General features: G+C 59.6%; 28 protein-coding genes, 1 tRNA gene and 1 pseudogene. 14 read left to right on the forward strand and 16 right to left on the reverse strand.

Annotated features, from left to right (window positions below; genetic code table 11):
* Positions 1 to 9 precede the first annotated feature (9 nt).
* The 3 genes from BJQ17_RS19355 to BJQ17_RS19365 all read left to right on the forward strand — a co-directional run bounded on the left by BJQ17_RS19355 (position 10) and on the right by BJQ17_RS19365 (position 903).
* Positions 10 to 234 carry a hypothetical protein gene (locus tag BJQ17_RS19355; RefSeq protein WP_070096501.1) on the forward strand — a complete coding sequence of 75 codons (225 nt, stop codon included), beginning with the start codon at positions 10 to 12 and terminating at the stop codon, positions 232 to 234.
* Positions 235 to 307: 73 nt separating this feature from the next.
* Positions 308 to 601: a hypothetical protein gene (locus BJQ17_RS19360; RefSeq protein WP_070096502.1), complete on the forward strand. Its 294-nt coding sequence runs from the start codon at positions 308 to 310 to the stop codon at positions 599 to 601.
* Complete coding sequence (locus BJQ17_RS19365; RefSeq protein ID WP_070096503.1) at positions 598 to 903, forward strand: hypothetical protein; 306 nt, start codon at positions 598 to 600, stop codon at positions 901 to 903. Before BJQ17_RS19360 ends, BJQ17_RS19365 begins: the two co-directional genes overlap by 4 nt.
* A 127-nt stretch (positions 904 to 1,030) precedes the next feature.
* On the opposite strand, the gene BJQ17_RS19370 is transcribed toward BJQ17_RS19365, so the two are convergent.
* Positions 1,031 to 1,483, reverse strand: coding sequence for a hypothetical protein (locus BJQ17_RS19370; protein ID WP_070096504.1), 453 nt, complete (start codon positions 1,481 to 1,483; stop codon positions 1,031 to 1,033).
* A gap of 345 nt (positions 1,484 to 1,828) precedes the next feature.
* Complete coding sequence (locus tag BJQ17_RS19375) at positions 1,829 to 2,677, reverse strand: hypothetical protein (protein ID WP_070096505.1); 849 nt, start codon at positions 2,675 to 2,677, stop codon at positions 1,829 to 1,831.
* A gap of 1,313 nt (positions 2,678 to 3,990) precedes the next feature.
* Here BJQ17_RS19375 and BJQ17_RS32175 point away from each other — a divergent pair.
* Positions 3,991 to 4,290, forward strand: coding sequence for a hypothetical protein (locus tag BJQ17_RS32175; RefSeq protein ID WP_003250941.1), 300 nt, complete (start codon positions 3,991 to 3,993; stop codon positions 4,288 to 4,290).
* A gap of 126 nt (positions 4,291 to 4,416) precedes the next feature.
* On the opposite strand, the gene BJQ17_RS19395 is transcribed toward BJQ17_RS32175, so the two are convergent.
* On the reverse strand, positions 4,417 to 5,514 hold the full coding sequence (locus tag BJQ17_RS19395) for an SDR family oxidoreductase (protein WP_070096507.1): 1,098 nt from the start codon (positions 5,512 to 5,514) through the stop codon (positions 4,417 to 4,419).
* 72 nt (positions 5,515 to 5,586) lie between these two features.
* On the opposite strand from BJQ17_RS19395, the gene BJQ17_RS19400 reads away from it, so the two are divergent.
* Positions 5,587 to 5,958 (forward strand): MerR family transcriptional regulator, encoded by a 372-nt coding sequence (locus BJQ17_RS19400; RefSeq protein WP_003250937.1) that lies wholly within the window; start codon positions 5,587 to 5,589, stop codon positions 5,956 to 5,958.
* A gap of 31 nt (positions 5,959 to 5,989) precedes the next feature.
* Here the strand turns inward: BJQ17_RS19400 and BJQ17_RS19405 are convergent, their stop codons facing one another.
* The 3 genes from BJQ17_RS19405 to adhP form a co-directional block, all read right to left on the reverse strand.
* Positions 5,990 to 6,226 carry a hypothetical protein gene (locus tag BJQ17_RS19405; protein WP_003250935.1) on the reverse strand — a complete coding sequence of 79 codons (237 nt, stop codon included), beginning with the start codon at positions 6,224 to 6,226 and terminating at the stop codon, positions 5,990 to 5,992.
* Positions 6,227 to 6,502: 276 nt separating this feature from the next.
* A complete protein-coding gene (locus tag BJQ17_RS19410) occupies positions 6,503 to 6,709 on the reverse strand; it encodes a DUF6434 domain-containing protein (RefSeq protein ID WP_003250934.1) in 207 nt (68 codons plus the stop codon).
* A 91-nt stretch (positions 6,710 to 6,800) separates the two neighbouring features.
* Positions 6,801 to 7,811: an alcohol dehydrogenase AdhP gene (gene adhP, locus BJQ17_RS19415; protein WP_003250933.1), complete on the reverse strand. Its 1,011-nt coding sequence runs from the start codon at positions 7,809 to 7,811 to the stop codon at positions 6,801 to 6,803.
* A gap of 435 nt (positions 7,812 to 8,246) precedes the next feature.
* On the opposite strand from adhP, the gene BJQ17_RS19420 reads away from it, so the two are divergent.
* On the forward strand, positions 8,247 to 8,441 hold the full coding sequence (locus tag BJQ17_RS19420; RefSeq protein ID WP_003250932.1) for a hypothetical protein: 195 nt from the start codon (positions 8,247 to 8,249) through the stop codon (positions 8,439 to 8,441).
* A gap of 1 nt (position 8,442) precedes the next feature.
* Here BJQ17_RS19420 and BJQ17_RS19425 read toward each other — a convergent pair whose 3' ends face one another.
* Complete coding sequence (locus BJQ17_RS19425) at positions 8,443 to 8,856, reverse strand: DoxX family protein (RefSeq protein WP_003250931.1); 414 nt, start codon at positions 8,854 to 8,856, stop codon at positions 8,443 to 8,445.
* 104 nt (positions 8,857 to 8,960) lie between these two features.
* A tRNA-Leu gene (locus BJQ17_RS19430) sits at positions 8,961 to 9,045 on the reverse strand.
* Positions 9,046 to 9,512: 467 nt separating this feature from the next.
* On the opposite strand from BJQ17_RS19430, the gene BJQ17_RS19435 reads away from it, so the two are divergent.
* From BJQ17_RS19435 to BJQ17_RS19445, 3 genes are read left to right on the forward strand one after another with little or no spacing between them, the layout of a single operon-like run.
* Entirely contained in the window at positions 9,513 to 10,673 is a 1,161-nt protein-coding gene (locus tag BJQ17_RS19435) for a nitrogen regulation protein NR(II) (RefSeq protein WP_003250929.1), read from the forward strand.
* A gap of 5 nt (positions 10,674 to 10,678) precedes the next feature.
* On the forward strand, positions 10,679 to 12,124 hold the full coding sequence (locus BJQ17_RS19440) for an ATPase domain-containing protein (protein ID WP_003250928.1): 1,446 nt from the start codon (positions 10,679 to 10,681) through the stop codon (positions 12,122 to 12,124).
* A gap of 11 nt (positions 12,125 to 12,135) precedes the next feature.
* On the forward strand, positions 12,136 to 12,489 hold the full coding sequence (locus tag BJQ17_RS19445; protein WP_003250927.1) for a response regulator: 354 nt from the start codon (positions 12,136 to 12,138) through the stop codon (positions 12,487 to 12,489).
* Between the two features lie 38 nt (positions 12,490 to 12,527).
* Here the strand turns inward: BJQ17_RS19445 and csrA are convergent, their stop codons facing one another.
* The 8 genes from csrA to BJQ17_RS19480 form a co-directional block, all read right to left on the reverse strand.
* Entirely contained in the window at positions 12,528 to 12,725 is a 198-nt protein-coding gene (gene csrA, locus BJQ17_RS19450; protein WP_003250926.1) for a carbon storage regulator CsrA, read from the reverse strand.
* A 253-nt stretch (positions 12,726 to 12,978) separates the two neighbouring features.
* Complete coding sequence (locus tag BJQ17_RS19455) at positions 12,979 to 14,001, reverse strand: DNA topoisomerase IB (RefSeq protein ID WP_003250925.1); 1,023 nt, start codon at positions 13,999 to 14,001, stop codon at positions 12,979 to 12,981.
* 57 nt (positions 14,002 to 14,058) lie between these two features.
* The gene (gene modC, locus BJQ17_RS19460) at positions 14,059 to 15,150 is read right to left on the reverse strand and encodes a molybdenum ABC transporter ATP-binding protein (protein ID WP_003250924.1); all 1,092 of its coding nucleotides are present in this window, start codon (positions 15,148 to 15,150) and stop codon (positions 14,059 to 14,061) included.
* A 1-nt stretch (position 15,151) separates the two neighbouring features.
* Positions 15,152 to 15,832 (reverse strand): molybdate ABC transporter permease subunit, encoded by a 681-nt coding sequence (modB, locus tag BJQ17_RS19465; protein WP_003250923.1) that lies wholly within the window; start codon positions 15,830 to 15,832, stop codon positions 15,152 to 15,154.
* Complete coding sequence (gene modA, locus BJQ17_RS19470) at positions 15,832 to 16,590, reverse strand: molybdate ABC transporter substrate-binding protein (RefSeq protein ID WP_003250922.1); 759 nt, start codon at positions 16,588 to 16,590, stop codon at positions 15,832 to 15,834. Before modA ends, modB begins: the two co-directional genes overlap by 1 nt.
* A gap of 82 nt (positions 16,591 to 16,672) precedes the next feature.
* On the reverse strand, positions 16,673 to 17,758 hold the full coding sequence (locus BJQ17_RS19475; protein WP_003250920.1) for a nitronate monooxygenase family protein: 1,086 nt from the start codon (positions 17,756 to 17,758) through the stop codon (positions 16,673 to 16,675).
* A 51-nt stretch (positions 17,759 to 17,809) separates the two neighbouring features.
* Entirely contained in the window at positions 17,810 to 17,980 is a 171-nt protein-coding gene (locus tag BJQ17_RS31730) for a hypothetical protein (protein ID WP_003250919.1), read from the reverse strand.
* A gap of 7 nt (positions 17,981 to 17,987) precedes the next feature.
* Complete coding sequence (locus tag BJQ17_RS19480) at positions 17,988 to 18,290, reverse strand: DUF1883 domain-containing protein (RefSeq protein ID WP_003250918.1); 303 nt, start codon at positions 18,288 to 18,290, stop codon at positions 17,988 to 17,990.
* 159 nt (positions 18,291 to 18,449) lie between these two features.
* Between BJQ17_RS19480 and BJQ17_RS19485 the strand changes: the two genes are divergently transcribed.
* The 5 genes and pseudogenes from BJQ17_RS19485 to BJQ17_RS19505 all read left to right on the forward strand — a co-directional run.
* Entirely contained in the window at positions 18,450 to 18,809 is a 360-nt protein-coding gene (locus BJQ17_RS19485) for a hypothetical protein (protein ID WP_003250915.1), read from the forward strand.
* Between the two features lie 77 nt (positions 18,810 to 18,886).
* Positions 18,887 to 19,537 carry a cytochrome c gene (locus BJQ17_RS19490; protein ID WP_003250913.1) on the forward strand — a complete coding sequence of 217 codons (651 nt, stop codon included), beginning with the start codon at positions 18,887 to 18,889 and terminating at the stop codon, positions 19,535 to 19,537.
* On the forward strand, positions 19,534 to 20,448 hold the full coding sequence (locus BJQ17_RS19495) for a c-type cytochrome (RefSeq protein ID WP_064614838.1): 915 nt from the start codon (positions 19,534 to 19,536) through the stop codon (positions 20,446 to 20,448). Before BJQ17_RS19490 ends, BJQ17_RS19495 begins: the two co-directional genes overlap by 4 nt.
* A gap of 236 nt (positions 20,449 to 20,684) precedes the next feature.
* Positions 20,685 to 21,524: a UTP--glucose-1-phosphate uridylyltransferase GalU gene (gene galU / locus BJQ17_RS19500; protein ID WP_003250908.1), complete on the forward strand. Its 840-nt coding sequence runs from the start codon at positions 20,685 to 20,687 to the stop codon at positions 21,522 to 21,524.
* A gap of 474 nt (positions 21,525 to 21,998) precedes the next feature.
* Positions 21,999 to 22,397, forward strand: a pseudogene (locus BJQ17_RS19505) (group II intron reverse transcriptase/maturase); the annotation flags it as partial.

Raw genomic sequence — 22,397 nt, forward strand, 5'->3', positions numbered from 1 at the left:
GGGCGGGCAATGGACAAGCGGACGTTCATCGGCATGGTCGAGGCCGGCGAGCCGCTGATTCAGCAGGCTGTCGACGCCATGCGAGAGTATCACCAGGCGCAGGATCGAGGCGCGCCGGCGGAGGAGGTCGAGCGCCTGCGTCTGCTGGCCGAGTCGCTGTTCCAGATGGTGTCCGATTACCAGCTTCGGGTGATTGCCACAATGCGCGGCAAGGAGCTGCCGCCTCTTCACTGATCCGCTGGCCGGCGATTGCCCGCTGCGGCTTCCGCCTATACGATACTGTATCGATATACAGTATTGGTGCGTTATGTATTTCCTCCTCGTCCGCCGGCGCGTCAAGGGCGTAGCCATCCCGTCCGATCAGCTGCGGAAGGTCCAGCCCTTGCGGGCGGACATCCACATTGGCGACCATCAAAGCGAGCCGCTGGGCCGGCTGGCCACCCAGGCGTGGGTGTTCAATCCGACGCCTGGGCCAGACATCATCCCGCGCTTGCACGATGCCAAGGTCAACGGCATGGCTCAACTCGGGATGAACATCAACGGGGTTGAGGAAGTGGATGGCGCGCTGTATGCGCAGTCCTGGTGGTGCAGGGCAGAATGATGGCCGGGATACCGAAAGCTTGGCTGGATGAGCTGAACGACCAATTTTCCTTGGTGACCGATCCAGACGGGCGCGCCGCTGTGCTTGATGAAATGGCTTATGCCGCTCACCGCCGGCGTGAAGTCGGTTCGGATAACCTGGTCGACATGCTGGAGCTGTCCGAGGCCGCTCGTTACTGGGCGCTGATGGAGTTTGAAGAGGCCTATCACATCGGCCTGTTCAAGTACGAATCGTGGGAGGAGGGTGTAAGCGACGACCCAGGACGGATCGTGGTTGGCAGGACGCCTGGATGGGGCTGCTGAAGCTGTCTAAAACTGCTCGAATGCTTCTCGGTTTTACTAGCGCAAAGTCGCTGAAACTGACCGAACCGTATTAGACAGTGGCGATGCGCAGGCCGCGTGTGGCGCGGCCTGAGGTCCGAATCTCACGCTACTGCTGCAGTACTGGTGGCTGGCTCTTTAGCAGTGTGCTGGGTGGAACTGAGACAGAGCCGTATACTGCCTTCGAGCAAATTCCTTCTACTACGGCGGCCATAGCCCCGCCTTGAATCATCTTGGTCCCTCCCGCAGGGAACAGAGCCCAGCTGTAACCGGTATAGGCACCGTAGGAATTCTTGCCGTTAACCTCGACGCACCATGAATCCTTGGATTTATCTCTGTTGTCGCCGCGCCCGTCGGCAGTCACAAAAAACGTATCTCTGAATTTCGCCGACTCCGGATCTTTCAAGTCATGAGCAGCCATGTACTGAGCAAATTTCTCTGCATTCGGTGGCATTGGGTAGCGGTAGAACACCGTCGGAGCCGCAGGTTTCGGTTGGGGCGCTGGTGGCGTGGCGCAGCCAACGAGCGTTGCAGCAATCAAAGGAATGAGTCCCAGTTTCATTTCTCGGTCCAGTAAAGGATGGTGGCTAAATAATGCCATTTTTAGATCAGCGAAGCTGATATTTGACGAGAAAATCGATTCCAAAACAGAAGCGGCGGCCCTTGCAGAATGCGGCCTGTAGCCGGGCCGTTTCGCCTTTGTTTTGGAATCGAATTCTCCGCAGGAACCGCATGGATCGGGCGCTTATACCACGGTCTTGAAAACCGTTGAGCGGCCATAGCGCTGGACCTCAGCTAGTTAGACGGTAGGAAACCAGCAACTCTAGGCCGGCTGGTGCGATGCCGGTCCCTCGCGACTGGCTGCTTTCGACTCATTGTTGACGGTGGCTCAACGGAGAGATATTGCTCACGTCTCAGGCCAATTAAGGGCCTGCAGATTCAGGAAAGTCTTGTAGTAAGTCCGGTGAAGATATTCCAAATCCTCTTCCCAATCGCAAATCGCCTGTGTGAAATTCCCCGGCGATCGTTTGGCATTTCTACAAAGAGCGGCAATCGTCCTGGCCATTTTCATTAACCGCTCGAGGCTGGACGGTTTAGCCCACTCAGAGAGATAGCTTTTGTCAAAGTAATGAATCGTCAAGGTTGCATTGAATAGCTTATCGAGAATATTAATCCTCATTGCCGATGGCTGTCCGCTCATTCCGACGTGATATCCAAAGTGGCTTAGCAAGCCAGCCTTAATCCAACCAACTTTGACTAATTCAGAAAGCGAAGCGGGCGCATCAGTGGTCGGCCATTTCAAGAACGACTCCAGGTAGGCCTTCCAATTGGTCGTCACGAACCGGACCTCAAGCCTGATGTCATTAAGCTTATCGAAGGTGACCTCCACCTTGGCATCTGTCAGCCGCTTGTAGAGTTCAAAATCGATTAACAGGGCCTTGGTTTCTTCTCTCCGAAACTCTTCAACCTTCTTAGGCTTACACTTTTCCAACTCCTCGTTGGCGTACACAGGAAAGAACAAATGTAGATAACCACGTATTAAGTCCTTATCTCTCTTCGATTTTACTATCCTGAGAATTTCCGGGATTGAATTCAGGTTGCGGTGAAACGATTGTTGAATGAGATATTCGTAGTTTTCGTAGAGGATTTGGCCGGCGCATGATCCGGCATCCTTGAGGTAGCCAGCCTGCTGGACGAGTCTGACTGATTTAATGATCGCGCCGATCGTTAGCTTATCGTTTCCAGCAAGGGACATTCCATTCTCCGCATCTTAGCTCGTGAGTAACCTATGACATAGGACACGACGGTATTCGGCCTATGCCCATGAAGGCATATTACTATCAACGATCGTTTTTCTGTATGCACCACCTGAGTTGCATCAGATTTCCTACACACATCTGACCGGCTGCTAGTGGCCGTGAGCTGCCTACCGCGAAGGACAGGAACGGGTCGATAATGGACGGTCAGCGACAGCTTGCAGGCGATACCAATTCTGATACCACAGATAGGGGAAAGAGGGGGAATGGAGGGACATTTGGCCCAGTAAAATCAACCCTTTGCCACCACGACACACCTCCAAAAAACCGCATGGTGATGTTAGCGGTGTAGATCAGTCGCGGTGTCTGGAACCGGTGAACCCAAGTCGTGGAGAGGGAGTTCCGAGGTTCGATTCAGCGCTGCTGATGCGGCACTGGAAGGAGGGTGACAGGGGCCTCAAGATCAGTTCCAAAACTAAAAGGGCGACCCTTGTAGAATGCGGGTTACAGCGGGACAAATCCTGCTTCGTTTTGGAACTGATTTTCCCGCCCAGCCCGCAAGAGGCGGCGATTCTTGGATCGGATTGCAAATCCGTCTACGCCGGTTCGATTCCGACCTCGGCCTCCACCATTCGAAAGCCCCGCAGATTAACGTCTGCGGGGCTTTTCTTCATGAGTCCAAAAACGCCACGAGTTCGGTAACTTTTGGCATGGAGTTCCGAAATCTCTTGGCCAACCTTGAGTCGCGGTACTGCGCGATCAGGGCCGGCGTGCTGGGGGCCATTATGTCTAGTCAAACACTGAGCGCAGCTGCTTGAGCTCTTAGATGTTGGCGGAAGACCCGGTCCAGCTTGCGCTCGTCGTGCTGTTGTTGGGTCATGTCGTGGTTCTTGCGTGCAGACGCCGCCCTTGCCGGGAACGCGTTATCGTTGAATTAGAGGTGATATGCTTCGCCGCTTACCAAACAGGGAGGGTGGTAATGAAACTGCGGGAGAGGCACAAGGCGTTTCAGGAATGGTTCACGCCGAGGCGGCGTAGGCGAGCGGGCGGAACCTTACTCGCCATCTGGGCTGTCGGCATCTTCATCTACCCTGGCCAGCACTGGATCTATGTATTGACGCCAGGAGTCATGTGGTTCTTCAGCGCTTGGCCGCCCGAACTTCACGACAAGCGTTGAGTCTTTGGCGGGGCTGCTGAATAGCCGATTGTCCGATTCAGCTCACAGATGAGTCAGACGAATTTGCGTAAAACTGCACGTTCGCTATGGTGGCAATAAACCACCTGACTACAACTAAAGTCGTAGGAGCGTCTCATGAGAATACGCGGTGATGTTTTCTGGGCCTGGGCTGACCCGACGCTTCATCACCGAACTCACGACGAGACACTCGACGATGGGACATACATTGATGTTCAGACGCGACTGTCGCGGACAGGCAAAACGCAGATGTTCATCGGGGTGTACGCCCCTGGTGGCATGGCTATCCTTGAAGAGGCCTTCGATTCTCGCCCTGGCGAGTCGATGACCAGGGCACTGGCGTGGGGCGTTGGCCGGGCCCGACGGGTCGCCACTGAAGGTGCGCCTGCTGCAGGCTTTATGGCTGCCTCGAAATAGCGGCCAGGCGCGCAGCGCCGGAGGTCAAGCGGCGACCTATTGTCATCAGCGAAGACACCGTGCATGAAACCTCTGCGTCTCCAGACTTCCAGCAATCCGGCAGGGAGGCTTCATCAGCCTGGCCCGTCATCCTCGCTGGCCTGCGCCCTCACTTTTGGATTTTTTCATCAAGGAGCCGTTGACATAGCGCACCGTGTTTTCCAAGGCCTGCGTCATGTCGGGATGGGTAAACGCGTACTTGCGCTCCAATTGCCTGCTGTTTCCCATGTCGAAGCGCTGTGTCTGAATAAAGTTCAATGACTCGGCGCTGATCGCCAGTCGGGTCGCCAGTCCCGGAATTGTCAATATCGACCTGAGCAACCCTATGGGTATATGGCGGCGGGGTGCCTTGACCTTTAGCGTGTCTGCGATCTGCACAAGCATTCCCTGCAAGTTTGGTGTTCGCTCATACAGCGCCAGAACTTGCCGGTTGGCCATGGCGGGGTCGAACGCCACGCAAGTTATCATGTTCACCAGATAATCGACGCTGACCAATGGCAACCAGTGACTGGCGGAACCGGGAACAGCTTTGAACCGGCCTTGTGCCAGATTGCGAATGAGTTCGGCAAGCGGTTGTCCGTCCAGGATATGCCCGTTCTCGCTGTGGCCGCACACCGTAGCAGGGTGAACAATCGTGTAATCCGCATCCGCGTCTTGCATATAGCGGATCACTGCAAAATGGGACTCGAGTTTGCTGCCTTCGTAGCCGCCTACCCGGGCGTAGACTGCGGGCCAGTTTGTGTTTTCAGGGCACTGAATATCAACCCCGATACGGGCAAGGTGGTTGAGGTTTTGCAGCATGAAGCCGCCTACCATGAGCAATCGGATACGCTGGCTGGCCGCAAGCCTGGCCACGCTCAGAGCACCTTGGACATTGACTGTGCGGGCGCGCTCCGGTGTCAGCCCCCAGGAAAATGCCGCCGCGAGATGGAAAAATACAGCGGCCGAAGTGACGCGTTCTTTGTCTGCTTCGCTGAGGCCAAGCCCCTCCTGGCTGATATCGCCTTCAACGGCATGGAGATACTCCGGGTTACCCCCGAGTTGGCCTACCTGCTCCTTGAGGCGTTCGATGTTGCCGGGGCTGCGCATCAGCACCCAGGTCTTGTGCCCTTGCGCAGTAAGAGCGGCCAGCAAATGTTGCCCCACAAAGCCGCTGCCGCCGGTGACAAAGCATTCCACACTCATGTTTGAACCCTTGTTTGGATAATGGGCGCAGGCTAAGGTGTAGAGCCTGCTCTACAGTCAAGGATTTTTAACGTGAATATTGGAGAGTTGGAGCGCCGGAGTGGGCTCAGCCGCCATGCATTGCGCTATTACGAACAGCTCGGGCTTATCGAGCCACACCGACAAGCCAACAACTATCGCAGTTACAGTGAACAGACCGTAGCTGACTTGGCCTTCATACAGAGCGCCCAGGGCGGGGGCTTTTCACTTGCCGAGATTAGGGACATTCTTGTGGCCAGGCGGGGTAACACGATCGATTGCGCGCAAGGCGCCGTCTTGGTCGCCGCCAAGATGGCCGAGATTCAAACGAAGATCACCACGCTACAGGCCGCTTATGTTTTTCTGGACGCGGAGCGTGCCAAGCTTGAAGCCAGTGCTATTGCCAATGGGCAGATAATGCCTTGAAGTCCTGTCAGTGACTATTTTCGATCGAGCGTCAGCCTTCAGGTAAGGTGACACCGCAGATAAATTCATGCGTCCCCAAGCGGTGTGAGCCGAATTCCACCACGTAGCCGTCTCCTCTGCGCTGCGCCTCTGCCATCGCCGTTTTCTGGTCAGCATAAACGTCGACGAAATGCCATGGATGTCGGTCTCTCAGGACCCCCCATCCGATGACCCAGCCTTCCCGCGAAGGGTCTGGTGGCAGGTTCTTCGCCAAACTTCGAATGGACATACCGATCTCCTCATATGCACAGGCTCGCCATTGCAGGTTGAGCACTTTTCTTGAACCACACCTCGCGGGCGTCGGTCTTCAGCATGAAGGATGAGTGATATTTCCAGGTTTGCTCATCAAATATTGAAATGTTCGCAGTCTAGGGTTGGGCTCAAGCCAATTCCACCATCGAGGGAGTCAGGAAATGGATTATTCCAGCATGGTTGAATCGTTGGACAAGATGCTGAAGGCAACGGCTGCAGGCAAGGCCTGCCTCCAGCCGTCAGATACAGAGCTTCACCCATACCTCCGTAGCCATTCGTCCGCGACGTCACCCATGGTTGATGGGGTACCACTCTTGATCCAAAGCATGAGTCCACGGTCGAACTTGAATGCCGCGCCGCACTCGCTGAGCAGAAACTGACGAACCTTCTGCGTGTTGCGGTAATGCTTGTCCAGTGGAGTCGTACGGCTAATCGGCCCGGCGTGCCAGTCCACGGTCATGGTCTGTTCCTTTGACAATTGAGAAGGCAAAAAGCCCGTAGAGGGTTATCTACGGGCTTTGCTGTGGTTCCACACGACCTGGCTCGGCCTGTCAGCCTTCGAACTGTATCACCATCCGGCCTTTGATCTTGCCCTCCAGCATCTCGTCAAAGATCTGGTTGATATCCTCGATCGGTCGCAGCGTTACCTTGGGCACCACTTTGCCTTCAGCGGCAAACTGGAAGGCTTCCTGCAGGTCCTGGCGTGTACCTACCAGCGAGCCCACCACTTCGATCCCATCAAGCACCAGACGGGGAATATTCAGGTCCATGGACTCCGACGGAAGCCCGACGGCCACCAGTCGCCCGCCAGCGCGCAAGGCATCGACAGCCGAGTTGAACGCGCCTTTGGCAACGGCAGTAACGACGGCAGCATGTGCACCGCCGGTTTTGGCCTGGATGACCTTCGCGGCATCTTCGTTGAGCGGGTTGACCACCAGGTCCGCGCCCATCTCGCTGGCGAAGCGCAGTTGCTCTTCGTTGACGTCGATGGCGATGACTTTGGCGTTGAACACATTCTTGGCATATTGCAGGGCCAGGTTGCCCAGGCCGCCGAGACCGTAGATGGCGACCCATTGGCCGGGGCGGACGTTGGAGATCTTCACTGCCTTGTAGGTCGTGACGCCGGCGCAGGTGATGCTGCTGGCGGCAGCGGAGTCGAGGCCGTCGGGCACTTTAACCGAGTAGTCGGCCTTGACGATGCAGGCCTCGGCCATGCCGCCGTCCACGGTGTAACCGGAATTCTTCACGTCGCGGCACAGGGTCTCGTTGCCGCTGTTGCAGTATTCGCAATGTCCGCAACCCTGGTAGAACCAGGCAACGCTGGCACGGTCGCCTGGCTTGAGCGAGGTGACGCCCGGGCCAACTTCCTGAACCACGCCAATACCTTCGTGGCCCAGTACTACACCGGTCTTGTCACCAAAGTCGCCATTTTTCACGTGCAGGTCGGTGTGGCACACACCGCAGCACTGCATCTTCAGTAGCGCTTCGCCGTGCTCGAGAGGGCGCAGGGTTTTCTCTACCACGTCCACGCGACGGCCTGGTGCAACGACAGCAGCTTTCATGAGAGCCTCCGTGTCTATTCGATATGAGCTTGGGTTATCGCTGGGACAGCATAGACCTTGCCTGGCCAGGCAAAACTGCTTCAGGTCATGGTCATGGTGGACGCTTGCGCAAAATACCGACGGATCCCTGACTGGCATTTACGGAAAAAAGAAAAGCCCGCGGCAATGATGCGGCGGGCTGCAAGAACGTACGGAGCAGGGTCAGTGTGCTCATTCGGATGTCGGCATTTCGTGAAGGTCAGGTCATGGGGGTGTCATCATCTGCACCGAAGTACGCAGGGCCATAAAAAAAGCCCGCCATAAAGGCGGGCGAAAGACGTTTGAAGGGAGAGCCTGCAGGTTGCGCCGGGCCGGTTAACCCAGGATTAAGCGACAACGCATTGACCCAGCATCCTGATCAGCCTATACAGGCCTGCCATTATCCCAGGAGCCAGCATGCGCGACGAAGACGACCTGCACGAACCCGAGCACGATCACCTGCTTGACCACGAATTTCTCTACGACGACGTGGAGCCCGAGGCAGATGCCCAAGGCGCCGAGGATGAAGTGGAGGAAGACGAGGAGACGCTGGATGACCTCGATGATGAAGAGCGCGATCACCCAGCCTGGTTCGACGACTGCGACGACTGACTCAGCGACCATCCACCGAGAACCGCCCGGGCCCGCTTACCGCGAGCAACAGCAGGCCGCCCATGATGCTGAGGTTTTTCAGAAACTGAGTCATGTTGGCGCTGCGCTCGGGGTCGACCATGTTCCAGAACGGGTGGCCCAGCAGCGCCGTGCCCAGTACGAACAGCGCGAATAGAAAGGCCAGCGGCCGCGTGTAGAAACCGAGGATCAACAGGATTGCGACGACGAACTCCATGATGACGGCAATCCCTGCTGCCAGCATCGGGGCAGGGGCGCCGAGCGAGGTCATGTAGCCTACCGTGCCATCGAAGCCGGTCAGCTTGGCCCAGCCAGACAAGACGAAGAGGACCATCAGCAGTACGCGGGCGATCAGGATAATGATGTCGCGTTGACCATCGAACAGGGAGTAGCGCATGGCGGCGTTCCAGTGGACGGGGACAAGCTCCACTTTAGCAGCTGCGCCAGACATTGCTGTCAGGCAGCAAAAAGGCGCCGCAAGGGCGCCTTTTCAACGAAGTTTGGTGCGAGTGGCGGGACTCGAACCCGCAAGGCTCACGCCGACAGATTTTAAGTCTGCTGTGTATACCAATTCCACCACACTCGCACGTTTGAAGGGGTCGCAACGACCAGCTCGCTTCTAAGCAGAAGGGCTTCGCAATCAAGCGCGCTTTATAACCCATTGTTATAGTTGAGTCAACTGCAGCACCTATGATCAACAGATAGAAGAGGCGATCGAACGGGCAATTGACACCTTGCTGTCGTTACGCCACTGTTGCCCATGATTGGATCCAAGCGTGTTCCGCAATGACTTGGGGCCGAGTTGGCGAAGGTGTGGTGCGTCCACGGTTATTCTGGCGGCTGTTGTTCGCGCAGGTGCTCGTGTTGGCCTCTGCCGGCGGTGGTATGATCATGCGGCTCAGCCTGTGATTGCTGAAAGAGGCCATGCCGCGGCGCATCAGCCCGGCGCTGGCCGAGCCGGAACGCTGACAGCCTGTAGTCGTTCAGCTGTCTACTGGCAGACACTCCAGGCTACGTTCATTTTCTCCCTCCTGCTGTGCCAGTGGAGTTTGCATGGTTTCAGCCGACTGCCTCGACGCTTCCCTCATGCCCGCCCATCGTTATGAACAGCTGGTTCAGTCGGTGGTGGATTATGCCATCTACATGCTCGACCCTTCCGGCCATGTGGTGTCTTGGAACGCCGGCGCGCAACGGATCAAGGGTTACCGTAGGGATGAAGTGATCGGCAAGCATTTTTCGTTGTTCTTCACCCCACAGGATTGTGCGCAGGGCCGCCCCGAGTGCCTGCTGCGTCAGGCGCTGGAGCAGGGTGTGGCGCAGGACGAAGGCTGGCGGGTGCGCAAGGATGGTTCGCAGTTCTGGGCCCTGGCGGCACTGGATGTGATCCGTGATGAAAATGGCCAGATCATTGGCCTGGCCAAAGTCACACGCGATATCACTGACCGTCGCGAGTCGGCGCTGCAGCTCGACGCAGTGCGCGCCCAGCTGTTCCAGGCGCAGAAGCTTGAAGCCCTCGGCCAGTTGACCGGTGGTCTGGCGCACGACTTCAACAACATGTTGACCATCATCATCAGCTCCGCGCGCCTGGCGCTGGCCACCCAGGACCCGGCACGCACCCAGCGCATGTTGCAGCACATCCTCGATGCCAGTCAGCGTGGCACCGAACTGACCCAGCAACTGCTCAGCTTTGCCCGTCACCGCAAGCTCGATGTGGCCAGCGTTGCCCCGGCAGACTTGGTTAACGCTACGCGTGGCCTGCTTGAACATGCATTGCCAGGCTCGATTGACTTGAAGGTGTTGCTACAACCGGACCTGCCGCGGATCGAGGTGGATGCCGGGCAACTGCAGATGGTATTGCTCAACCTGTTGTTCAATGCCCGTGATGCCATCGACGGGCATGGCCGCATCAGCCTGACTGTCGATGTGGTCGAGCTGTTCGGCGAAGTTGAAGGGCTGAAGGGCAGCTTCGTGCGCTTCGAGGTGGAAGACACCGGCGCAGGCATACCCACAGAGATACTGCCGCGTATCTTCGAGCCGTTTTTCACCACCAAGCCTTTCGGCAAGGGTACCGGCCTGGGGCTTAGCCAGGTCTATGGGTTCGCCCGGCAAAGTGGTGGTGCCATTTGTGTCGACAGCGAGCCTGGCCGGGGAACTTGCATGCGACTGTACTTGCCAATGTATCAGGACCAGACGGATAGCCCACTCGACAGGTAGACATCATGGCACAGGCACTGAAGCGGCTGGTAACGGGGATCGACGGGCTCGACGCGTTGCTCAAGGGTGGCCTGATAGCTGGCGCCTCCTACATTATCCAGGGGCCGCCGGGGGCCGGTAAGACCATCCTCGCCAATCAGCTGGCCTGCGGCCACGTGCGTGGCGGTGGTCGGGTGCTGGTGGCCACCTTGCTGAGCGAGTCGCATGAACGCTTGTTCCAGTACCTGTCCACGCTGGACTTCTTCGACCCGGCGCTGGTCGGTGACAAGATCCAGTTCGTCAGCGCCTTTGATACCCTCGAGCAGGACGGGCTGGATGCGGTGGTGCGGTTGCTGCGCCAGGAAATTGCCCGGCAACAGGCCAGCCTGCTGATCGTCGACGGTGTGCTCAATGCCCGGGTACGCGCGGAAACCGCGCTGGACACCAAGAAGTTCGTTTCTGAGCTGCAGGGGCATGCCGCCTTCGCCGGTTGCACCGTACTGTTGCTGACCAGTGCCCGGCTGGACGAGGGCAGCCCGGAACACACCATGGTCGATGGCGTGATCGAACTGGGTGAGCAACTGGTGGGCAGCCGCGCCGTGCGCCATGTTCAATTGCGCAAGACCCGCGGCAGTGGTGCGTTGTCGGGGCGTCACGAATGCCTTATCGATGAGTCCGGCATGCAGGTCTATCCTCGCCTGGAAGCGTTGTTCAGCCACCCTAGCCAGTTGGGCAGCGGTACCTTGGCGCGTATCAGCAGCGGTGTCCCAACCTTCGATGAAATGCTTGGTGGTGGCTTGGCCACCGGGTCAGTCAGCCTGTTGATGGGGCCTTCGGGGATTGGCAAGACGTCATTGGGCCTGGCCTTTCTGGGTGCCAGCACGCCGCAGGCGCCGGGGTTGCATTTCGGTTTTTACGAAACGCCCGAACGCCTGCGCAGCAAGGCCGCTTCGCTCGGCTACGATTTTGCCGCGATGGAGCAGGGCGGTAGCTTGCAGCTGTGCTGGCAGCCGACCACCGAGGGCTTGCTGGACCAGGTTGGCGCGCGGCTACTGGAGCGTGTAGCGGCGCAGGGCAGCAAGCGCGTGGTGATCGACAGCCTTGGCGCATTCAGCCGCCTGGCTATTGACCCGACGCGGCTGAATGCGTTTTTCCGCGCGCTGGCGGGTGAGTTGCGCGCGCGCGATGTCAGCGTGGTCCTGACCTGGGAGATGCGCGACATTTTCGGCGCGGAAATCAGCGCCCCCGCGCCGGACCTGTCGAGTATCGTCGACAACCTTATGCTGATGCGCTTTGTCGAACTGGACTCGCAACTGCGGCGCATGCTGTCGGTCCTCAAGGTGCGTGACAGCCACCATGACCCGGCCTTGCACGAGCTGCTGATCGGGCCGCAAGGCATTACCTTGCGCAAGGCATTCGAAGGTGCCTGCGGTGTGCTTTCGGGAACGCCGACGCCGCAGGGGAGCGGGTGACGGACGAGCCGATGAACACCATCCTGATTGTCGATGACGAGTACCTGATCGCCGATATCCTCGGTTTTGCCCTGGAGGACGAAGGTTTCGTGGTGGAAAAGGCGAGCAATGGCTGCAAAGCACTGGAGGCGTTGAAGGAAAAACGCGTGCAGCTGGTGATTACCGACTACATGATGCCGCTACTCAACGGTGAGGAGTTGGCACGTGCCATACGCCAGGACCCGGCGTTAAGCGAGTTGCCGGTCATCCTCATGAGCGGCGCACAGGCCAGCCAAGGATGCCCGGCCCTGTTTGCCGCAATATTCGACAAGCCGTTCGACATGGATGAGATGATCGCCACGGTGCATCAGTTGATGGGCACCTGAGGCTGGCGGTCGAGCGCATCCATGCCCCTCGGGTGGCGCTAGTGTGAGTCTTCGTGTTTCTCCGGAGCCGGGTTGCCGGCCTGGATGCGTTTGAAGATCTCTTCTCGATGGACCTGAACATCTTTCGGTGCATCGATACCGATTCTCACCTGCATCCCTTTGACGCCCAGAATGGTGACTTTGATGTCATCGTTGATGACGATGCTTTCGCCAACCTTACGGGTGAGTATCAGCATGTAATTCTCCTTGGTGATGTAAAAGTCCGCAGGGCTAGTTGCCGCTGCGGCGGGAGCTTGTCCCTCTTCCTTCTCATTAAAGACGCTTTCGGCGGATAGTAATTCCCCGACAGACAAATTCTGTTGCGTGTCTTCAGTTGCAGGTGCCAAAGCAAACCGTCAACGGTTTGTCGGCCAAGGTGCTCGCTGGCAAGAATAGGGGGCTTGGCGACTAATGGGAAATTTCTTCGCATCATGGACTGAATAGACAAGCTCAATGGTCCTCCTGTTCCTCGAGTGCCTGAAGAAACAGCAGCAAGGCCACTTCCTCCGGGTCCAGGCCTTTGCGCACACGGTTTTTCGGTAAATTGGCCAGGCGCCCCAAGGCATAGTGCTCCAGGACTGCCGGGTGGATGTAGCAGCGCCGGCACACGGCCGGTGTATTGCCCAGGCGTGTGGCCACCTGGCGGACTATCGCGGCAACCTGGCGTTTGGCTTCACTTTCCGGCTCCCAGGCCAAGGGCTTCAGCAGGTTCAATGCCAGGCTGCTGCCGGCCCAGGTGCGATAATCCTTGGCGGTGAAGTCGGCACCGGTCAATTGCTGCAGAAACTGATTGACCTCGCTGGAGCCGACACTATGGCGCTGGCCGTCTTCATCCAGGTATTGAAACAGCGCCTGCCCAGGCAGTTCCATGCAGCGTTTTAGCAGGTTGGCCAGGCGTCGGTCGTTGAGGGTGACGTTGTGCTCGACGCCGCGCTTGCCGCGGAACTGGAAGCGGATAGTGCTGCCTTTGACCTGCACATGGCGATTGCGCAGGGTGGTCAACCCGTACGACCGGTTATCGCGCAGGTAGCGCTGGTTGCCAATGCGGATCAGGGTGTGATCCAGCAGGCTCACCACCAGTGCCATGACCTTTTCCCGGTCCAGCCCTGGCCGCGCCAGGTGGGCTTCCAGCTGTGTGCGCAGCTTTGGCAGGGCCTGGGCGAACGCAAGCATGCGCCCATACTTGTGCTGGTCGCGCAGTTCGCGCCACTGTGCGTGGTAGCGGTACTGCTTGCGGCCGCGGGCATCGCGGCCGGTAGCTTGCAGGTGGCCTTGCGGGTCGGCGCAGATCCACACATCCGTGTAGGCCGGGGGAATCACCAGTGCGGCGATGCGCGAGAGGGTGTCGCTGTCACGTACCCGTTGGCCATCGGCATCCAGATAGATGAAACGGTCGCGCCAGCGCCGACGGGTCAGGCCCGGCTGACTGTCGTCAACGTAGTGCAGGGTGCGCGGCAGGGGGCAGTCGAGCATGGGCAGCAGGCCTCGATCAGGTCACTGATCAATGGACAATACGCGCGCTAAGGATGCTCAACCCAAAAGGGCCACCGACTTGATCTGGGCGAACAGTGTCTGCCCTATGTGCAAGCCGAGCTGGTCTGCCGAGAAGCGGGTGATGCGTGCAAGCAGGGCATTGCCGCCAGCATCCAGGCTGACCAGCACATGCGCCGGGTTAGCCGCCGGACGGCTTTCGCGCACACGCACCGGCAGGCGGTTGAGGATGCTCGATGCGCTGTCCGCCGCCAGGGCCAGGCTGACATCCCGGGCCTGAACCTTGACGCGCAGGGTGCTGCCCATCACCTGCGCCGCGTGGGTGATGCGCAGCAGCGGCCCGTTGCTGCCGGGCAGGCGCAGGTCAAGCAGGCCGTAGTGCGGGTCGTGCCCTACCACCTTACCCTCGAACACGACGCCGGCGTCGTCGCCCTGGGCCAGCGACAGGTCAAGGCGAGCCAGGGTTTCGCCGATCGGGCCGCTGGCAATCGCCTGGCCTTGTTCCAGCAACACCAGGTGGTCGGCCAGCCGCGCGACTTCATCCTGGGCGTGGCTGACATATATCAGGGGGATGTCCAGTTCGTCGTGCAGGCGCTCCAGGAAGGGCAGTATCTCGCGCTTGCGCGGGCCGTCGAGGGCTGCCAGCGGCTCGTCCATCAACAACAACCTTGGGCTGCTGAGCAGGGCGCGGGCAATACCTACCCGCTGCGCCTCGCCACCCGACAGGGTTGCCGGGCGGCGCTCCAGCAAGTGGCCGATACCCAGCAGTTGGCACGCCTGGTCGAGGCTGACCTTGCGTTCAGCGGGCGCTACTCGGCGCCAGCCGAACGTCAGGTTGCCGCGCACCGACAGGTGCGGGAACAGGCTGGCTTCCTGGAACACGTAGCCCACCGGGCGCAGGTGCGGTGCCTGGAAGTAGCCACGGGTGCTGTCTTCCCAGACTTCGCCGTTGACCTCGATATAGGCGCTGGCGGCCCGTTCCAGCCCGGCCAGGCAGCGCAGGCAGCTGGTCTTGCCGGAGCCAGAGTGGCCGAACAGTGCGCTGATGCCGCGCCCGGGCAGGTGCAGGTTGACGTCCAGGGTGAAGTCGTCGCGCGCCAGTTTCAGGCGCGCCACAATCGATGCGCTCATTTCAGCTCCAGCCAGCTTTGCCGCGGCGTCCAGCGTACAGCAGGAGCAGCACCAGGAAAGAGAACACCAGCATGGCACCGGCCAGCCAGTGGGCTTGCGAATACTCCATGGCTTCGACGTGATCGAAAATTTGCACCGAAACCACGCGAGTCTTGTCGGGAATGTTGCCACCGATCATCAGCACGACGCCAAACTCGCCCACCGTGTGGGCAAAGCCGAGGATGCTGGCAGTGACGAAGCCAGGGCGGGCCAGCGGCAGCACCACATGAACGAAGGTGTCCCAGGGGCTGGCGCGCAGGGTAGCGGCGACTTCCAGGGGCCGCTGGCCGATCGCGCCAAAGGCATTCTGCAGGGGTTGCACCACGAACGGCATGGAGTACACCGTCGAGCCAATCACCAGGCCTGTGAAGCTGAACACCACACTGCCCAGGCCTAGCGCCTGGGTGGCCTGCCCGAGCCAGCCGTGCGGGCCAAGGGCGATCAACAGGTAAAAGCCGATCACCGTCGGTGGCAGTACCAGGGGCAGTGCCACCACCGCACCCACCGGCCCGCGCAGCCATGAGCGTGTGCGCGCGAGCCACCAGGCGACCGGTGTGCCGATGACCAGCAGGATCAGGGTGGTCAGGCTGGCCAGTTTCACGGTCAGCCAGATGGCGCCCAGGTCACTGGCATCGAGTGGCATCAGCGTTCATAACCATAGGATTTGATCACTGCTGCGGCTTTCGGGCCTTTGAGGTATTCGACCAGTGCCTTGGCGGCCGCATTGTCCTTGCCTTTGTTGAGGATGACGGCGTCCTGACGGATCGGGTCGTGCAGGTTGGACGGCACGATCCAGGCCGAGCCATGGGTCACCTTGCCGTCCATGTAGATCTGCGACAGGGCGACAAAGCCCAGCTCGGCGTTGCCGGTGGAGACGAACTGGAAGGCCTGGGTGATGTTCTGGCCTTCGACGATCTTGCCTTTGGTGGCTTCGGTTAGCTTCAGCCTGTCCAGTACCTGGGTGGCGGCCAGGCCGTAAGGTGCCGCTTTCGGGTTGGCGATGGACAGGTGTTTGTATTCGTTCTTTTTCAGCACTTCACCCTTGGCATCTATGTAGCCTTCCTTCGCAGACCACAGGGCCAGGGTGCCGATGGCGTAGGTAAAGCGCGAGCCGGGTACGGTTTCCTTTTCTGCTTCCAGCTTTTTGGGGGTGGTGTCGTCAGCGGCGAGGAACACTTCGAACGGTGCACCGTTCTTGATCTGCGCGTAGAACTGCCCGGTGGCGCCATAGGCCGCGACCAGTTTGTGGCCGGTGTCTTTTTCGAAGTCCTTGGCGATGGCCTGGATAGGGGCTGTGAAGTTGGCTGCGACCGCGACCTGGACTTCGTCGGCCCAGGCAGTGTTGAAGGCGAACAGGCTGGCCAGGGCAGTGACGGCCAGCTGGGGCGAGCGGATACGCATGAAGACAGCTCCTTGAGGTTATCGTTATAGCCTTAACTATATAGCGATAAGCCATTGGCCGGGAAGAGGCCAGGCCTGCCTGTCAGAATGCCTGGTGACCGATCACTGCCAGTGCCTTACCGGCAATCTCCCGGGTCAACTCACCCGCCGGCATGTGCCGGCCCAGCCGTAACGCCTGCCCCGACCACAGATTGCTGAAATCACTCTTACCCTGCGGATCGGTGATCGCCCTTAAAGGCATCAATGCCCCGCCCGCCAGCGGGAAGCGCGGTGCGAGCTCGCTCATCGGCCCCAGCTCGCGCATGATGCGATTGTTGATGCCGCGCGCCGGTCGGCCGGTGAACAGGTTGGTCAGCGCGGTGTCGCTGGCAGGCGCGCTGTCCAGCGCCCGGCGATGCGCTGGCGACACCTTGGCCTCGGGGCAGAACAGGTAAGCCGTGCCGATCTGCACTGCCGAGGCACCCAGGGCCAGTGCCGCCAACAGCCCGCGGTGGTCGCCGATACCACCGGCGGCAATCACCGGCACGCCGACGGCATCGGCCACCTGCGGTACGAGCGCGAAGGTGCCTATCTGGCTGGTGATGTCATCGCTGAGGAACATGCCGCGATGGCCACCGGCTTCATAACCCATGGCGATGATCGCATCGCAGCCATTGCGCTCCAGCCAGGCCGCTTCTTCCACAGTCGTGGCGCTGGACAGTACCTTGGCACCGCTGGCCTTTACCCGTTGCAGCAGTTCGGCCTGCGGCAGGCCGAAGTGGAAGCTCACCACCTCCGGGCGCAACGCTTCGACCAGCAGGCAGCTCTGCTCGTCGAAAGGCGCGCGGTTGGACACCGGCGTGGGCGCCGCGAAGTCGGCGCCCACTTCGCTGTAATAAGGCTCAAGTGCCTGCTTCCAGCGCGCATCGCGCTCGGCATCGGGCGCTGGCGGCTGGTGGCAGAAGAAGTTCAGGTTCAGCGGGCGCCCCGGGCAGCCGGCGCGGAATGCGGCGATCTCGGCGCGCACCTGCTCGCCGCTGAGCATGGCGCAGGGCAGGGCGCCCAAGCCACCTGCCAGGCCCACGGCAATGGCCATGGCCGAGCCGGTCGCCCCCGCCATGGGTGCCTGCAGAATGGGCAGCTCGATGCCCAGCAGGTCGAGGATACGGCGGTCGGGCCAATGGCTCATGCGAGTCTCCTTGCGTGGGGCGAGCGATGCGGCGGGGGCTTGCGGCGAGTCTTACAGGGCCTTGCTGACCTGGATGTCGCTGATTTTCTCGGCGTCGTCGCCGTGGATCTTGCGCAGGGCCTCGAGGGCTTGCTCTTGCGAGGCATCGGGCATCAGCGCGAAATCCCAGCGACGCTGGCCGTCGAGCTTGTATTTGATGACGTACTTGATGGTCTGGGTCATGGTGGCCTTATCTGAGTTTCGACGACGAGCGACGGATGATCTTGATCTTGTGGGTCAGCGTTGGCTTGCGGGTGACCGAGATCGGGCGAGTGGTGACGGTATCGATGGTGATGTTCCAGAAGCCGGTGCTGGGTACGGTGATCTTCGCCGGAAACTTCTCGAAATGGCCGCCGTGGTAAGTATGACGGCCGCCGTTCTTGAAGCTGCGGAAGTTGGCGTCGTTCATCAGGCGGATATTGCAGCGCTGGGAGCACTCGATGACGACAATATCGTCCTCGTTGAGGTGCTCGCGCTGGTGTACGAATTTCATGTGATGCTCCGCAAGGTTTGGATCTGCAAAAGCAAAAGATACCACGATGTGCCGTTACACTGCCGCGTTGATCGCCAGGCGTAGATAATTCTGCCAAAGCAGGGAGCAAAACCGCCTGGATGTGGTCGAAGCGAATTCCTGAAGGCAGAGGTGCAGCAAATGAAGTGGATGGTGGCGGCGTTGTCGGTTGCGCTCGGTGGCTGCGTGAGCGTCGCGGAGCTGGAGCAATCGCGTGAAACGATGGATGTGATCTCTGGCAAGAGCCCACGCGCCTATGCCGATTGCGTAAAGGAAAAGCTTGCCGATACGCGTGACCCGCTGACCGAAGAGCAGCGTGGCGACGGCCTGCGGCTGATCGTACCGCAGAAAATCACCTCAGGTGCCGGCCCGGCGGCGTTGGTGGATATCGACAAGCGCGGCAGCGGCAGCAGCATCAAACTGCACGAGCGGCTGAATAACTTCCCGCTGCGCCTTGGGGATGTGCGCACTGCGGCAACGCAGTGCATCTCCGGAAGTTGATCTGAAGCAACGGGTCCTCCTTTCTCTGCTTATATGTTTTAAGCCTAAACATATAACAAAAGAAAAGGAGATTCGTGATGACACCGTTGAGACGCGTGATGATCGGCAGCTTGCTGATCCTGATCTGGCCCACGGCACATGCCGCTGAGGGTCAGAAGGTCTTCACCCAGGGTGGGGCCAACCCCGCCGCCATGGCCTGCCTGGGTTGCCACGGCCCGGACGGCAATGGCATTGCGGCTGCCGGCTTTCCACGTTTGGCCGGGCTACCGGCCGGTTACCTTGCCAAGCAGTTGCAGGACTGGCGCAACGGCAGCCGCAAGCAGCCGGTGATGGAGCCTTTGGCCAAGGCCCTGAGCGACGACGAAATCAAGGCCGTCAGTACCTACCTGGCCAGCCTGCCGGCAGCGCCCGCTGGCGAGCTGCACCGCCAGCAGATTGCCGATGACCCGACCACCCGCATGGCCCTGTACGGCGACTGGAGCCGGCAGATTCCAGGTTGCGTGCAATGCCACGGGCCGGGTGGCGGCGGGGTGGGCGAACACTTCCCGCCCTTGGCCGGCCAGCCCGCCAGTTACCTGGTGGCACAGCTCAATGCCTGGCGCGACGGCAGCCGCAGCAATGACCCCAACCAGCTGATGGTCGGCGTGGCCAAGGCCATGACCGATGAGGAGATCAAGGCCGTTGCCGAGTTCTTCGCCCGCCCCGCCAGTCAGGAGGTCACGCCATGAAAACCTTGATTCCCGTCTTGTTGCTGCTGGCCGTGGGCAGCGCCCAGGCCACGCCGATCGCCATGGAAGACCAGTCGCAGTTGAAGGTGCCCGGTGTGCAGGCTGCACCGCAGTTTGTGCCGCCTGCTGAGCGTGAGTTGCCCGATAATGCCTTTGGCAAAATGGTGCGTGAAGGCCATGCCTTGTTCGTCGACACCCGCCGATTGATGCCCGAGGCGGTGGGCAACGGCATGAACTGCAGTAACTGCCACCTCGATCAGGGGCGGTTGGCGCATTCGGCGCCGCTGTGGGGTGCCTACCCGATGTATCCGGCCTATCGCAAGAAGAATGACAAGGTCAACACCTTCGCCGAGCGTATCCAAGGGTGTTTTCAGTTCAGCATGAACGGCAAGCCGCCGGCCGCTGACAGCCCGCAGATGACGGCGTTGGCGGTGTATTCATACTGGCTGTCGACCAAGGCGCCGACCGGCGTGGAGATTGCCGGACGTGGTTATCCGGAGGTGGCACAACCCAAGGGTGGTTATGACTTCAAGCGCGGTCAGCAGGTTTACCGTGAACAATGCGCGATTTGCCATGGCGATAACGGTGAAGGGCAAAAGGTCGCCGGCGAGTACGTAATGCCGCCGCTTTGGGGCAAGGACTCCTACAACTGGGGGGCTGGCATGCACCGCATCAATACCGCTGCGTCGTTCATCAAATACAACATGCCGTTGGGCAAGCCGGGCAGCCTCAGCGATCAGCAGGCCTGGGATGTGGCGGCGTGGATCAACCGCCACGAGCGGCCACAGGACCCGCGGTTGGTAGAGGGATCCATCGAGAAAACGCGGGTGAAATTTCATGCCAATGATGGGGTGAACCTGTATGGTCAGGAGGTTGATGGGGTGCTGATCGGAAAAGGGACGGGTAGCTGAGGTCAGCCAGTGGCGGTCTCTTCGCGGGTGAGCCCGTTGAAAAGGCCGCCACTGGCACGCTGATTTTCCTGTCATCCAACGGTCATGTATGACAGCAATATTTACGATCCCCCGGAACTATCTACACTGGGATATCTCTATGATGGCAACGGTCGTTAACGGGGGCATTGTAAGGTGACTGCCGCCTGATTAGACTGCGCCGAATTCCACAGGCCTAGCCTTTTGTAAGGACGTATATGATCAAAAAATGCTTGTTCCCGGCAGCCGGCTACGGCACGCGCTTCCTGCCTGCTACCAAAGCCATGCCCAAGGAAATGCTGCCGGTGGTCAACAAGCCACTGATCCAGTATGGCGTTGAAGAAGCATTGGATGCGGGTCTGAACGAGATCTCCATCGTTACCGGGCGCGGCAAGCGCGCCCTGGAAGACCACTTCGACATCAGCTACGAGCTGGAAAACCAGATCAAGGGCACCGACAAGGAAAAATACCTGGTCGGTATTCGTCGTCTGCTCGACGAGTGCTCCTTCTCGTACACGCGCCAGACCGAAATGAAAGGCCTCGGCCACGCCATTCTCACTGGCCGCCCACTGATCGGCGACGAGCCGTTCGCGGTGGTGCTGGCGGACGACCTGTGCGTCAACCCGGAAGGTGACGGCGTGCTGACTCAGATGGTCAAGCTGTACAAACAGTACCGCTGCTCGATCGTCGCCATCCAGGAAGTCGACCCGCAGGAAACCAACAAGTATGGTGTGATCAAAGGTGAGATGATCCGCGACGACATCTTCCGTGTAACCGACATGGTCGAAAAACCGGCCCCGGAAGACGCGCCTTCGAACCTGGCGATCATCGGCCGTTACATCCTGACCCCGGATATCTTCGACATCATCGCCAACACCAAGCCAGGCAAAGGCGGTGAAATCCAGATCACTGATGCCCTGTTGCAGCAGGCGAAGGATGGCTGCGTGATTGCCTATAAGTTCAAGGGCAAGCGTTTCGACTGCGGTGGCGCCGAAGGCTACATCGACGCGACCAACTTCTGCTTCGAGAACTACTACAAGACTGGCAAGGCTTACTGATAAGCCCTGCTGGCCTCAAAGCCATCCTTCGGGATGGCTTTTTTGTTGTGCGCCAGGCATGGCGCGTTGCGCGCAAGCGCAACCTGCTTGGCTATGGTGGCCGAGCGGGTGACTTGGAGGTGAAAGTCCTCTACACACCCGGCAAGGGGAAGTGTTAGCCGGAGGCAAGGGTGTCGCGGGTGACCGCGAATCTGAAGGAAGCCCGAGGCAAAATGCTGGCCTGACGAACAGGAAGCGGATAGAGGCGGCACAGCGGGGTGAGGTGGCACAAATCGCCAAAGCCCAATACTTGCACAGAGCGCTGTGACGTAGATCCGACAGGCATAAGCAGGAAGGTCGCGCGAATTACCCTGGGAGATCTGTACGTTTGCCATTGTGCTACCGCGCGTCGAAAGGCGACGGGATGAGCGTGCAGAAGTCAGCCGAAGCCGTAGTAAGTGGCGGTCAACCGCGCCACCAAGGGCCGAACAGGTTATGCCGCCAGTAGGCGTCACTGTCTCGTTGGTAACCGTAATGCAGAAATTTCCCACAGCGGAAACTGTCATCCCGAGTTCCGGCCAGAAGCCGAGGGTGACGCCTGACAGTGCAAAGGTATCGACGGCGTCCGTGACGTGGACGAACGCGGAGCCGGACACGCTGATGGAGCGGGTGCTTGCACCGGCCAACCTCAGACGTGCGTATCAACGCGTGGTCAGCAACAAGGGAGCACCGGGTGCCGATGGCATGACGGTCGCTGACTTGGCGGGCTACGTGAGACAGTATTGGCCAACCCTCAAGGCCAGGTTACTGGCCGGTGAATACCAGCCCCAAGCAGTGCGAGCGGTTGAAATTCCCAAGCCGCAGGGCGGCACACGGCAACTGGGAATCCCCAGC

Origin of the sequence: Pseudomonas sp. NBRC 111139, from assembly GCF_001753955.1 — a bacterium.
GTDB classification, from domain to species: Bacteria; Pseudomonadota; Gammaproteobacteria; order Pseudomonadales; family Pseudomonadaceae; genus Aquipseudomonas; species Aquipseudomonas alloputida.